Below are 12,809 nucleotides of genomic sequence, written 5' to 3'. Positions count from 1 at the left end.
AGCGCGCCGCACCCGCGGCGCGGGAATTCCCCGGCCTGGTAAAGTCGAGGTATGCCTCCACTATAGCGGAGGGTTGCCTCCGCTTGCAACGGGTATGCCGCACGATGGATAGGGTGATCGGATGGTGAGTGAGACCAGGCCGGCCCTGCGGGTCGACGTACGACGGCCGCAGCGCGCCGACGCGCGACGGAACTTCGACGCGCTGCTCGCCGCTGCCCGGGACGCGTTCTCCACCAAGGGCACCGAGGCGTCGCTCGAGGACATCGCGCGGCAGGCCGGCGTCGGGATCGGCACGCTGTACCGGAACTTCCCGACCCGTCAGGATCTGCTGCGGGCGGTGTACCTGGGCGAGATCGAGGAGTTGTGCCTCGCCGCCGAGGATGCCGCCGACCTCCCGCCGTGGGACGCGCTGGCCACCTGGGTCCGTCGATTCGTCGAGTACGCCGCGACCAAGCGCGCGATCCACGAGTCGCTGAACCGGGAGGCCGCCGAGTTCAGTGAGGCGCGGGACGCGATGTACGCCGCCGGCACGCCGCTGTTCGAGCGGGCGCAAGAGGCCGCCGAGGCGCGCAAGGACGTGTCCTTCGACGACCTGCTCCGGATGATCAGCGGCCTGACCGCCGCCGGGTTCGTCGACGACGAGCAGCGCGAACGCGTGCTCCGGATCGCGCTCGACGGTGTACGCGCCCGCGCGGCCGATTAGCCGATCGAGAGAGCGACGCCGTCGAGGATGTCGTGCTCGGAGACGATCACCTCGCCGACGGCCATCCGGTCGTACAGGCGCTGCAGGATGAGCGCGCCGGCGCCGATGACGTCCACCCGGCCCGGGTGGATCACCGGGACGCTGCTGCGCTCGGCGCGCGTCGACCGCATCAGCCAGTACGTCGTCTCGCGCAGCAGTGAACCCGAGATCCGCGAGTGGTGGATCCGCTCGGCGTCGTACTCGGTCAGCTTGGACGCCACCGCGGCGACGGTGGTGACCGTGCCGGCGGTCCCGATCAGGGCGCGTGCCTCGGTGATCGGAACGATGGTGGAGGCCAGGAGCGCGTCGACGTCGTTGGTGGCGGCGGCCAGTTCGGCGGCGGTCGCGGGGTCGGAGGCGAGGTGCCGCTCGGTCATCCGGACCGAGCCCATGTCGAGCGACTCGGCCGCGATCACGCCGTTCGCGTCGCCCAGGACGAGTTCGGTGGATCCGCCGCCGATGTCCGCGACGAGGTACGGCCCGGGTACGGCGAGAGCCGCCAGACCGCCGGTTGCCCCGCGGAAGCTGAGCTCGGCCTCCTCGGCACCTGAGATGATCTCGGGCTCGACACCGAACCGATCCGAGATGCCGGCGAAGAACTTGTCGCGGTTGCTCACGTCCCGTGCGGCCGAGGTCGCCACGAACCGGGTCCGGGTCGCGCCGGCGGATCGAATCACGGCGGCGTACTCGTCGGATGCTTTGAACACCCGCTCCAGCGCCTCGAGCGCGAACGCACCGGTCGCATCCACACCCTGTCCGAGCCGCACGATCGTCATCCGCCGATCGATCTGCTTCAGTTCGCCATCCACCACGTCCGCAATCAGCAGACGGAGAGAATTGGTCCCGCAGTCAACGGCGGCGACCCGCTCAAACACAGGGACCTCGGCGGCCCCAGTCGTCCAGGGCGGCTAGGGCCTCGTCGCCGAGGGGGTTCACGCCGGGGCCGACGGCCAGGGAGTGGCCGACAAGGACGTGGAGGCATTTGACGCGAGTCGGCATGCCACCGGCGGTGATGCCGTCGATTTCCTCGACATGCTCGATGGACTCGCGATGAGCCAGGTACGACTCGTGAGCCGCCTGGTAGCGAGCGGCCAGGTCCGCGTCGGTGCCGAGCCGGTCGGTCATCTCCTTCATCATGCCCTCGGCCTCGAGCGTCCCGATCGCGGACGCCAGTCGTGGGCAGGTCACGTAGTACGTGGTCGGGAACGGCGTACCGTCCGGCAGTCGCGGCTCGGTCTCGACGACATCGGGCAGGCCACAACTGCAGCGGTGCGCGATCGAGCGGATGCCGCGGGCAGTGCGGCCCAACTGCTTGCTGACCGCCTCGGTGTCCTCGGGACTGACGCTCACCGGTTCGCCTTGGGTGTGATGATCGGCTTCGGGGTGGGTTTGGCCGGGGTTGCGGCCGGCAGGGCGGGCGGTTTGCCGGCGCCTTCGACACTGCCCCAGAGCTTCGTGTACCAGGTCGGCTTCTGCGCGTCCGCCGTACCGTCCGTCGGCGTGTTGGGCTCCGGCGGCGCACCGACCGGCTTCCCGTCCGCGCCGATCACCCGGTAGCCGACCTCGCCCGGCATCACCCAACCGAGCCGCTGCCGCGCCTGCGCCTTCACGTACGCGTCGTCGTTCCAGCGGGCGATCTCGTCGTTCAGCTCGCCGACCCGCTTCTCCCGGTCCCGGATCTCCTGCTGCAGCGCGGTGATCTGCTGGTGCTGGTCGAACCAGACCCGCAGGCTCTGCGCGTACGACACGATCAGCGCACCCAGCACCAGCAGTACGACGGCCGCCCGGCCGGTCAGGTTGCGAGAGCCCCGGGTCCGGGCGGGTCCCGCGGCAGTTCCCGTCGTACGGCGTTTGGGCTGGTCGCCCCGCCGGGCCGGTGGACGCGACTGGGTACGGCTCGACGGACGCGAGCCGGGTCGTGCACCGGATTCCCGACGGGACGGCATGCTGTCTCGATTCCTCCTGGGTCAGCCCTGGTACCGCGGGAAGGCGGAGCGACCGGCGTACGCCGCGGCGTCGTCCAGCTCCTCCTCGATCCGCAGCAACTGGTTGTACTTCGCAGTGCGGTCGGACCGGGCCGGGGCACCGGACTTGATCTGGCCACAGTTCGTCGCGACCGCGAGGTCCGCGATCGTGGTGTCCTCGGTCTCGCCGGAGCGGTGGCTCATCATGCAGGTGAAGCCGCTGCGGTGGGCCAGGTCGACCGCGTCCAGGGTCTCGGTCAGCGAACCGATCTGGTTCACCTTGACCAGCAGGCTGTTCGCCGCCTTCTCGGTGATACCGCGCTGCAGCCGCTCGACGTTGGTGACGAACAGGTCGTCGCCGACGAGCTGGGTCTTGGTGCCGAGCTCGCTGGTGATGGCCTTCCAGCCGTCCCAGTCCTCCTCGTTCAGCGGGTCCTCGATCGACACGATCGGGTACGACGCGACCAGGTCGGCGTAGTACGCGATCATCTCGTCGGCCGACTTCTTGCCGCCCTCGAACGCGTACACCCCGTCGGTGTGGAACTCGCTCGCGGCCACGTCCATCGCCAGCGCGATGTCCTTGCCGAGCTGCAGACCGGTCTTCTCGACCGCGACCGCGATCAGGTCGAGCGCCTCGCGGTTGCTGGCCAGGTTCGGCGCGAAGCCGCCCTCGTCGCCGAGGCCGGTGGACAGGCCACGCTCCTTCAGCACCGCCTTCAGCGCGTGGTAGACGGTCGCGCCCTGCATCAGCGCCTCGCCGTAGGTGGCCGCGCCGATCGGGGCGATCATGAACTCCTGCACGTCGACGTTGCTGTCCGCGTGCGCGCCGCCGTTCAGGATGTTCATCATCGGCACCGGCAGGACGTGCGCGTTCGGGCCGCCGACGTAGCGGAACAGCGGCAGGCCGGCGCTGTCCGCGGCGGCCTTGGCCACCGCGAGGCTGACGCCGAGGATGGCGTTCGCGCCCAGCTTGGCCTTGTTCGGGGTGCCGTCGAGGTCCAGCAGCGCGTGGTCGATCAGCCGCTGCTCGTGGACGTCGTACCCGACGATCTCCTTGTCGATGTCCTCCAGGATGGCCGTGACGGCCTTCAGGACGCCCTTGCCGCCGTACCGGGCCTTGTCGCCGTCACGCAGTTCGACGGCCTCGAACTGGCCGGTGGACGCGCCCGACGGGACGGCCGCCCGGGCGACGGTGTCGTCGTCGAGAAGAACCTCGACCTCGACAGTGGGGTTGCCGCGCGAGTCGAGGATCTCGCGGGCGCCGACGGCCTCGATGGTGGCCACATTGACTCCCAAGTTCTCGATGACGAATCGGTCCCGAGCCTAGCCGTCAGACCACCGACCCTAGTGGACCGCGTCGACCCTAACGATCGCATCCGGCGGTACCTCCCGTGGCAGTAACACTCCGTTGGGCGCCCGATAGACCGCCAGATTGCGTGGATCCACGCCCAGCAAGACTTCTACGCTCGTCCGCCGTCCGACCTGGCTGTCGCTGGACGGCGCGAGATGGACGTGCGTACGTCGTCCCGGCTTGAGACCCTCGCGCTGGATCGCCGGCAGCGCTTGCCGATTGGTCCCATGCCAGAGCAGGTCGTCGGGGTACACCCGTTCCCAACTGTTCTCCAAGGCTTCACGTGTCACCGGCATCCCTGCGCGTGAGTGCCCCTGACAGGCCCGGATCCGCTCGCCGTCGACCTGCAATCGCTGTTTGTCGTTGTCCCGCACCGCGGCATCCAACTTACTGCGGGTAAGTTCGAGCACAGCCAGTACGTCGGCGATCGCCGACCACCCGTCCGCACTCATCGTGAGACCGCGCTCACCTGCTGTGTGCCTGAGCAGCCTGGAGATCCTCCGGCTGTCCCTGCTCACGACAACATCCGCTTGAGCTCGTGCACCCTCTCGCTCCGGTCGGCTCGCGTGACGATGTAGTACCGGACCGGCGGCAGATCCTTGACCGGGATCTTCCGGACGGCACCCGTCGTACGGACCGAACCGTTGACGACGGCCGGTCCTATCCCGAGACGCACGAAGTGGACCAGCAGTTCCCATCCTTCGGCCTCGACCGCCACGGACCACCGCAGTCCCTGGTCGAGCATGCTCCGCTCCAACTGCTGCCGGTGCGGCCGATCCTTCGGCGGTACGACGAGCGCCTCGTCCTGCAGGTCCTTCAGCCGGACGCTCCGCCGGCCGGCCAGGCGATGATCGGAGCGGGTGATCAGGGTCTGCGGGAACTGCTGGAGCAGGTCGCAGTCGACGTCGTCGGGCGGGACCGTGAGCGCGGTGACTCCGACGTCAGCCGACCCGTCACGGACCGCGGCCAAGGTGGCGGCCGCATCGCCGGTGCGCAGCCGCAACTCGTGGCCTTTGGCAAGGATCCGCCGGATCGGATCACCGAGGAGATAGAGGTAGGCGCCCGAGCCGGCCATCAGCACGAGTGGGCGTGGCGGTAGCGCGTCGAGCGTACGCAGAAAGTCTGCGGCCCGGTCGTTCGTGTCGTTCGCGAACGCGGCCAGCCGCTCGCCGGTGTCCGTCAGGTGCAGCTGCCGTCCTTGCTTGACGTACAGGGATTTGCCCAGGCGCTGCTCGAGTTTGCGGATGCGGGTGTGGAGCGCCGGCTGGCTGACGTGCAGCTCCTCCGCGGCGCGGGTGAAGTTGCGGTGCCGCGCGAACACCGCGAACGCCTCGAGATCCTCAGCCACCAGAGCCATTGACAGAAACTATAGCTGCTGTACCGATTACTAGTTCTGCTGAAGTGCTGTGGCGAGCGAGCCTTGAGGTATGAAGAGATTGGGGATTGATATCGGACGAGTGATCATCGACGGATCGTCGGGATCCGGGGATACCTCGTTCTTCTCCGGCGACACCGCGGCGATGCTGCGGACTCCCGCCGTACCGGATGGTTCGAGGCGATCGCGCGGTTGGTGCCGTTGTTCGACGAAGCATGGCTGGTGTCGAAGTGCGGGCCGCGGGTGCAGCAGCGGTCGCTGGAATGGTTGCGGCATCACCGCTTCTTCGAGCGGACCGGGATTGCCGACGGCAACGTTCGCTTCTGCTTGCGCCGCCCGGACAAGGCGATCCACTGCGCCGACCTCGCCATCACCCACTTCGTCGACGACAAGCCCGACGTGATCGCGGCGATCAAGCCCGTGGTGGCTCACCGCTATCTGTTCAAGAACTGGGTTGCGACCGAGACCGCTATCCGGCGGGATCTAGCCGGCGTCTGAGCTCCTGCGATCGATGGACAGGTGGCGGAGCTCGGTCGGGTCCTCCATCAGGTGGTCCCGGATCTGTGGCGGCAGGAGATCCACGCCGCCCAGGTCGGCGCGGCGAACCCAGCGGAAGCTGTGCGCGAGCTCCACGGTGTCCTGCGCGGCGTCCGGCGAGAGGCTGTCCGGCCAGGCGAACTCGTAGTAGAAGCAGACCTCCTGATGCAGCGTGCCGTTCAGAGTCAGCATGTCTTCGGTGACCAGGCGCAGCTCACCGACGGTCAGCTCGAGCTGCATCTCCTCACGGAGTTCGCGGACCGCCGCGTCCGCCGCCGTCTCGCCGTACGCGACCTTCCCACCGGGCAGGAACCAGCCGTCCAGGTCATCGACCGCGCACAGCAGGATCCGGTCGCGGTCGCGAACGATCGCCCCTGCCCGCAGCTTGAAGTCGCCGTCCGGCCCCACGCAGGCGATGTCCTCCGGCTGTCCGGCCCAGCCAGCCTGTTGTGCGTCCACGGTCAGTGCTCCTCGGAGGTGAAAGCGCGGCGGGCGTCGGCGAGGCCCTTGCGGTTCTCGGCCGGGTCGGCGATGCCCGTACGGACGTCGGTCGAGCAGCGCCAGGCGAAGTACGCGGCCTGGACCGCCCACCTGAGTCGGAGGAAGGCCGCGAGGCCGGTGTCGACCTGATCCTTGAGCTCGGGCCGCTGCTAGAGATACGCCGGTACGACGTGGTCCGACGTCCCGGCGTACATCACCGCCGACGCCACGTCGTACAGAACCGGCCCGTGCATCGCCCCACCCCAGTCGATCAACGCGACCTCACCATCGGCCTGCCGCAGGAATGCCTCAGCCGCCGGATCCCCGTGCAGCCACGCCCACGACAACCCACCGAGCGCCTGCACCCCCTCCAGCGCGCCTTCAACCGCCGGCCGGATCCACTCCTCCAGATCCAAGTACTCATCGAACTGCGTCACCAGCCGAAGCCAGTCGCCCAACTCCCCCGCTGGCGTAGCCGACACCCCATGCACCCGCCCCAGCAACTCCCCAACCGCACGCTGATCCTCAACACTCGCCGCCAGCGACTCCCCGGCAACAAACTCCAGCACCCCAACCAGCCGATCCCCCACCCGCTCAACCGCGCGCCCCGCCCGACTCACCACCGGTCGCCCAGTCACCAGCCCCGCATCCCCAAGCCGCGCAGCCAACTCCAGCCCCGGCTCAAACGCGCCATCCCCCACATCGACGGACTTCACCACCACCCGCCAACCATCCGCAGCAGCAAGCCACACAGCGGAATTCATCCCGCCGGTCAGCCCCTCCACCTGCGTCGGCTTCAACTCCCAACGCTCCACCAGCACCCCAGCAACATCCACCGGCGCCACCTTGCCAGGTGGCGCCGATGACCCGCACTCCAATTACGGCTCGAGGACAGTGATCCGATCCGCCGACGAGTGGTCCCACGGGTGTGGCGGAAGCTGCCGAAGTCGCAGCGTGAGTTCTTCCAACCGCACCCGCAGCGCTGCGAGCTGGCTGTCCCGGTCGATCACCGGCTGCAGGCTCACCGGTTCGGCGCCCGGGATGCCGTTGTACAACGGCGGCCGGGTCCGAGAACCGGTAGCCAGCTCAACTTCGGTGGCAGTCGAGTTGTGGATGGGCGCGTTCGACAATCCGCCGAGCTGCAGCCGAAGGAAGTTGTACGGCGCCCACGCCTCGTCGACCACGTTCTGTACGTCGCGAAGGATGGCCGGGACCACCTTCTCGACCAGTTCTCGATCGAGGCTCCTCGCGACTGCAAGGTCGGACTCGGCCTCATCGACCAGTACGTCGTACCGCTCTCGATCCGCGTCGAGGTCGTCCGACAGCGCGTCCCGCTCACGCGACACCTTGCTGCCATCGAGGGCCTTTCCCAGAAACGCGAGGGTAGGCATCAAGAGGCCGGTTGTGATGGCCAGCATGACCATGACGACGGTCACCGCGGTCTCGGCCCGTCCGAGCGTGTCGAGTCCGCGTTCGATCAGGGCCGTGGTGATGCCGATCGCGATCGCCGCGGTCACCAGCAGGTATCCGAGCCGGTGGCGCCGGCTGATCTCCGCTTGGTGCTTCTGTCCGTCGGCCTGGACCTCCCGCGCGTGGTTGTGAGCGCGGGCCGCGTGGTCCACCAGCCAGGTCTGGCCCAGCATGATGTACACGACGAGGATCAACGAGAACGTCCAGCCCATCCAGTCCCGCCACGGGCTGACGATCGGCACGTTCAGGTAATAGGTGAGGAAGGCAAGGAATCCGAGCGCCTCGGCCCACGGCGCAACATGCGAGATGAATCGCAGCCACGCTGGCGCCCGGTCATGGTGGCGGTAGCCATCGGCCCGGTCCGCCTCGACCCGATCGGTCAGCTGCTCGACCCGAGCTGCGGCTGCCCGTCCGCTGTACACCTTGTTCGTCTCCGGCGTACTCACATCTTCCGGAAGCTTGCCAGCAGCATCGATCGTGGTCTGTATGTCGTCGCACAGCCGGTCGATCGCGTCCAGGCCGGGATCGGCCTGGTTCTTCAGGCGCATGACGAGCAGATCATGCGCATCACGCTCGTACGGCGCGCTGAGCTGGCGGCCGACCACCGCCTGCGGCTCCCACTCGTTCGGCGGTGTCCCGGCAGTCCGGTGGTTGCGTACGACGTACTCGTAGTAGGTGGCGGCGATGACGTACTCCGCCTTCGTGCACAGGCCCGCCCGGACGGCTTCGCGTCGCGTGTACTGCGGTCCCTGGTTGTTCTCGTGTGGATGGTCCGGCAACGGAATCGCCTGAGTGGCCATGTCCGTCTCCTGTCATCTCGTGCTGTTGAAGCGAACGACCACACAGCGATTCCTGGGGTCGCTGGGGTCAGGGAACGGCTGCCTCGCATTGCCGTAACCCTTGACATCGATCCGGTTCCGCGCCACTCCGAGCTCAACCAGCAAACCGGCCACAACTTGCGCCCGCTGAGTACTGAGCTTGATCGCCACCGGGTTATTCGGCCGCTTGGCCGTCGAGGACGTATGGCCCTCGACCGACACCTGGGTAGTTGCCCCGATAGAGCGAGCACACGGTCCGAGCGCCCGCAACGTCGCCTGACGATCCAGCAGGACCGCCTTGTCCGGTGCAAAGTAGGTCGCCGCACTCAACGTGCACGTCCTCTCCCGCGTCTTCCCCGTCTTCTTCACCGCCACCGGCGTGTCCGGAGCCCGAGGGACCGCGACAGTCGGCGCAACCAGGCGCGAACTGGACGGCACCGCATCCGGGTACTCGAACTTGACCGTCGACGCCCCGGCCGCGCGAAGCAATCCGCTCCACACGCTCTCCCGATAGACCACCTGCGGCCGCCGCAACGCCTCCTGCCGCCCCACCTGGGCCAGCACCACGAATGTGATCACGGCTCCTGTCAGAGCAGGTAACTCACCCGCGGCCTTCAAGTCCTTGATGAGACCCGCCGGCGCCACATCAAACGCAAGCTTCCGAAAATCGACCGGATCCGCCGTATCCAACCCCGCCGAGAACACGATCACCGGCCGAGAAGTATCGATCCGGACTCGAGACAGCCCCGCGAACAACGCCTCCCCACCAACCAATGAACTCTTCTCGTTCAGCTCCACCTCGAGCCTCGAGACCGACCGTGCGATCTCCTCCGCCGCCCGCTCCCGAACCTTCAACGGCTCCCCATCCGGCTTCCCGTCCAGCCGAGGAGTCATATCCACAACCCGCGAACTAATCGCCCCATCCCCCTCAACCCGAACCAAGCGCACCCCCTGATGCGCAGCCCCGGCCTGCTCGACCATCCCCCGAGCTACCCCATCAATCCGCACAGCCCCCTGGTTGGCAGTAGGCGCGCTAAAGACGATCGTCCCGCCCAATGGCGGCACGACGCCTTTGTCTCTCCGCGCGGCCACTATCGCGCCCCCAACCGCGACGATCGCGGCCAGCAGCCCGATCACCACACCGAGAGTCCACGACTGTGACCACCGCCGTCCCCGCCGACGACCGCCGGCTCGCCACGACGACCGCGTGGGCGCCGGCGCGCTGTGCGATATCTTCCGCTACCGCTACGTCGCCTGCTTCTCATCACGCACCTCCGGTCGGCAGCGACCGGAGGTGCTGTGTGGAGCCGCGGAGCGAGAGCCGCCGACCCGATGCCTGCAACGCCGAGACCGACGCCGCCGCTTCGTTGAATCGATTTGCGCGCACTATGTTGCACATCGCGCGACATGCGTTAGGCTTGTGTGTCATCACTGGCTCGACCCTCACTTTTGCTGAAGTCGACGGCTTGTCTGTGATGCGAGGCGACTCGGCTGCAACCGGGTCGCCTCTCTTTGCGTGCACGCTTCGTTGCGTGCTGGAGCCTCACTCTTGAGAGTAGAGGCCCTGTGCAGACGGGTCAACCAGAATGTGCGTGGCGTGCGGATGCTCTATGCACAGGCGCACACTTCGCGCACAATGTTAAACAGTCGCTTGCGGCCTGCCATGAATGATGCGGCAACGAGGCGAGTCACGGTTGATGCACACTCCAGCGCGTCGCTTGCACACCGTCTCACGGCTCCCCTAGTGTCAACGCGCGAGGGCGCGGTCAGGACTCGAGGATTCTCAGAAGGAGACGACGATGACCGAGATACCCGTTGGCCCGGACGATCCTCGCGAACTCCGACGCACGATCGCCGACCAGATCCGCGTCGCTCGCAAGAAGCGGAAGATGAGCCAGGAAGCGCTCGGCGTCCGAGTCGGAGTCACCCGTTACGTGATCAACCGGATCGAGCGCGAGAATCAGGATCTCTCGCTGGATCTCGCCGTTAACCTCGCCGAAACGCTGGATCTCCCCGAGCTCGAGATGCTCACCCAGGCGCAGCTCACGTCCTCACCAGTGGAAGTACACCCGAACACCCGAAACGCCCGTCTCCAGGCCCTCCTCAGGGCTCCATTGCTGGACCGGCTCGAGATCGTCGTCGCTGACGAGCTCGACATCCTAGGTCTCCTTCACGACGCACGCCCGCATCTGCCATCAAGGGTGAACATCGTCTTCCCGACCCGTGCGCGTCAAGCGCAACTACGTGGGTCGGCTGGGACCAGAGTGCCCGCCTGGGCTGTACAGAATCAGATCACCAGGATCTTCGAGGCTCTCGCAATCGGCGGGCGTCTTCGTCCGACGGACGCCGCCCTCGGGTTCGACATCAAACTCTACGAATCGGACGACATCCGGCAGTCCTTCGTACTCGTCGGAGCCGCCGATGGAATCCAGTGCGCTGTCTGGCCGTCGCTGCCGAACATCGAGCCGAACTTCGGCGCACTGCCTGTCGCGGTATCCCGAGATCAGTCCTTCATCCGGTTGATCCAAGATCACTTCAGCAAGCTGACTTCCGACGACCAGACGCTGACACACCTGAAGGCGGTAGTCGTCGTCGATCGAGCTACCGAATCGACTCCGGCCACCCCTATTGCCGAGCACAGGCTGTCCAGCTACTTCCAACTCGGGACCGACTCCGAGCGGTCGGAAGCCGCCGCTGGGGACGAGACTACTGGCCGCTTCGGCTTTGGGGTGGCATTGGTGTTGATCCACGGTGTGGCAGAACGCGCCGGTCGCCCATTGGAGCGCAGGATCCTTTTGCCGAAGGATCCCAAATCGAAGAAGTTTCAGCTCTTTAGTACTCACATATCCGACGAGGACGTTACAGGAACCGGAGAACGCGGTCCCCGATCGACTTCGAACAGTCAGTCGGCGCGACGCAAGTTCATCGCAGACCATCCTGACGCGATCATCAAGCCGGACATATTCATCCGTGCCGCCAGGCACGGCCTTCTGGACGAGTACGGTGCCGATGTGCCGGCCAGTGCAATTCAGGAAATACCGTTGCCTGAATCACTCTGGATCGTTGAGAAGACGGACAAGCACGGCCGGATGATGCCGGTTGTCCCCAGACTGTTCCATCTCGATCTGACGCCTCGCGCCTACCAGGACGAGACGTCAGGTGCCTCGATCGAAGGCGCCGAAGAGATGGAGAAATCCATGAAACCCGACGGCTGGGACGCAAGCGTCGGTCTCTTGGAAGCGGCGCTCCAGGACGATGCAGCTGGCAGGGCATTCAGTCGGCGAGACCTACAGAGCTCGGTCCGAGGTCTCAACGATTTCCTGGTGACTGCCGTGACAGAGGAGAAGAAATGGTTCTTCTCAGAACTTGAACGCTTAGAGATTGAGGAGTGATGGACACTACTGGTGTTGACCATGACCTCGGGCGGGTACCGCGTGAGTGGCTCGATGCGCTCGTGCTTACGCCGGGGTCTGCCGAACCTGTCGTCAGATACAAGCCCGTGTTGGCGCTGACGATTACTCGCGAGTGGAATGGATCGCGGGAGGTTCTGGCTTGTGTGCGTTCTCCCCAGGAGAACCGCACGCACCCGGGGGTGCTGAGTTCGCCAACGGTGCGAATTCATGGGGTAGACGACTTGACGAGCCTGCCTGCTGGGCGGGTTGCGGGAGTGGGACCGTTGTGGCTGACGGCCCATGTCGATCAGCTGCTGGGGGGCAAGCTGGCGGCCGACAGTGGACTTACTGAGGGCCTGGCACCGGACCACATCCAGGTTTGGCAGGCTCACAGCGTGATCGGGATTGACAGGGGGAAGAAGGTGACCGAGGCGTTGACGATGGTTAACGCGCATGTCTCCGTGCCGGCTGGGGTTGAGATCTTTCCGCGCAGTACGTCGTCGTACTCGTGGATCGGCTTCGTGTCCGAGGAGCGGCATGCGCTCGCGGTTGAGCGGCGAGACGCTTCGCTGCTCGGTGTGTCATTCGAGGGTGAGACGCCGATCGTCTACGGGCTATGCACCTTGAGCACGGCTTCCATGCTCAAGGCGACCGCGACCGATCTAGTAGCGGTCTCTTAG

14 protein-coding genes are annotated in these 12,809 nt (G+C 66.5%); 4 read left to right on the top strand and 10 right to left on the bottom strand.

Features of this window, described 5'->3' with window-relative positions; translation table 11 throughout:
* The first annotated feature begins 121 nt into the window (after positions 1-121).
* Positions 122-703 carry a TetR/AcrR family transcriptional regulator gene (locus E0H73_RS33180; RefSeq protein WP_131363048.1) on the top strand — a complete coding sequence of 194 codons (582 nt, stop codon included), beginning with the start codon at positions 122-124 and terminating at the stop codon, positions 701-703.
* Here E0H73_RS33180 and E0H73_RS33175 read toward each other — a convergent pair.
* From E0H73_RS33175 to E0H73_RS47515, 6 genes are read right to left on the bottom strand one after another with little or no spacing between them, the layout of a single operon-like run.
* Complete coding sequence (locus E0H73_RS33175) at positions 700-1,554, bottom strand: Ppx/GppA phosphatase family protein (protein WP_238164426.1); 855 nt, start codon at positions 1,552-1,554, stop codon at positions 700-702. The genes E0H73_RS33180 and E0H73_RS33175 overlap by 4 nt on opposite strands.
* Positions 1,555-1,609: 55 nt before the next feature.
* Entirely contained in the window at positions 1,610-2,092 is a 483-nt protein-coding gene (locus tag E0H73_RS33170; protein WP_131363044.1) for a DUF501 domain-containing protein, read from the bottom strand.
* Positions 2,089-2,688 carry an FtsB family cell division protein gene (locus E0H73_RS33165; RefSeq protein ID WP_131363042.1) on the bottom strand — a complete coding sequence of 200 codons (600 nt, stop codon included), beginning with the start codon at positions 2,686-2,688 and terminating at the stop codon, positions 2,089-2,091. The genes E0H73_RS33170 and E0H73_RS33165 overlap by 4 nt, the downstream gene beginning before the upstream one ends.
* A 21-nt stretch (positions 2,689-2,709) precedes the next feature.
* On the bottom strand, positions 2,710-3,990 hold the full coding sequence (gene eno / locus E0H73_RS33160) for a phosphopyruvate hydratase (protein WP_131363040.1): 1,281 nt from the start codon (positions 3,988-3,990) through the stop codon (positions 2,710-2,712).
* Positions 3,991-4,050: 60 nt separating this feature from the next.
* Positions 4,051-4,575, bottom strand: a complete 525-nt coding sequence (locus E0H73_RS33155; RefSeq protein WP_272949170.1) for an RNA 2'-phosphotransferase — start codon at positions 4,573-4,575, stop codon at positions 4,051-4,053.
* Positions 4,572-5,414, bottom strand: a complete 843-nt coding sequence (locus tag E0H73_RS47515) for a LysR family transcriptional regulator (RefSeq protein WP_131363036.1) — start codon at positions 5,412-5,414, stop codon at positions 4,572-4,574. Before E0H73_RS47515 ends, E0H73_RS33155 begins: the two co-directional genes overlap by 4 nt.
* Positions 5,415-5,627: 213 nt before the next feature.
* Between E0H73_RS47515 and E0H73_RS33145 the strand changes: the two genes are divergently transcribed.
* Positions 5,628-5,930: a hypothetical protein gene (locus E0H73_RS33145; protein ID WP_131363034.1), complete on the top strand. Its 303-nt coding sequence runs from the start codon at positions 5,628-5,630 to the stop codon at positions 5,928-5,930.
* Here E0H73_RS33145 and E0H73_RS46130 read toward each other — a convergent pair.
* The 4 genes from E0H73_RS46130 to E0H73_RS33125 form a co-directional block, all read right to left on the bottom strand.
* Positions 5,916-6,428 (bottom strand): NUDIX hydrolase, encoded by a 513-nt coding sequence (locus tag E0H73_RS46130; RefSeq protein WP_272949169.1) that lies wholly within the window; start codon positions 6,426-6,428, stop codon positions 5,916-5,918. The genes E0H73_RS33145 and E0H73_RS46130 overlap by 15 nt on opposite strands.
* A gap of 191 nt (positions 6,429-6,619) precedes the next feature.
* Entirely contained in the window at positions 6,620-7,285 is a 666-nt protein-coding gene (locus E0H73_RS33135) for a phosphotransferase enzyme family protein (protein ID WP_131363030.1), read from the bottom strand.
* Between the two features lie 42 nt (positions 7,286-7,327).
* Positions 7,328-8,719 carry a hypothetical protein gene (locus E0H73_RS33130; protein WP_131363028.1) on the bottom strand — a complete coding sequence of 464 codons (1,392 nt, stop codon included), beginning with the start codon at positions 8,717-8,719 and terminating at the stop codon, positions 7,328-7,330.
* A 12-nt stretch (positions 8,720-8,731) separates the two neighbouring features.
* Positions 8,732-9,877 (bottom strand): OmpA family protein, encoded by a 1,146-nt coding sequence (locus tag E0H73_RS33125; RefSeq protein WP_131363026.1) that lies wholly within the window; start codon positions 9,875-9,877, stop codon positions 8,732-8,734.
* 659 nt (positions 9,878-10,536) lie between these two features.
* Here E0H73_RS33125 and E0H73_RS33120 point away from each other — a divergent pair.
* Positions 10,537-12,129 (top strand): helix-turn-helix transcriptional regulator, encoded by a 1,593-nt coding sequence (locus E0H73_RS33120; protein ID WP_131363024.1) that lies wholly within the window; start codon positions 10,537-10,539, stop codon positions 12,127-12,129.
* Between the two features lie 395 nt (positions 12,130-12,524).
* On the top strand, positions 12,525-12,809 hold the full coding sequence (locus tag E0H73_RS33115) for a hypothetical protein (protein WP_131363022.1): 285 nt from the start codon (positions 12,525-12,527) through the stop codon (positions 12,807-12,809).

Origin of the sequence: Kribbella pittospori, from assembly GCF_004331465.1 — a bacterium.
GTDB classification, from domain to species: domain Bacteria; phylum Actinomycetota; class Actinomycetes; order Propionibacteriales; family Kribbellaceae; genus Kribbella; species Kribbella pittospori.
This window is presented reverse-complemented; position numbering and strand designations above follow the sequence as displayed.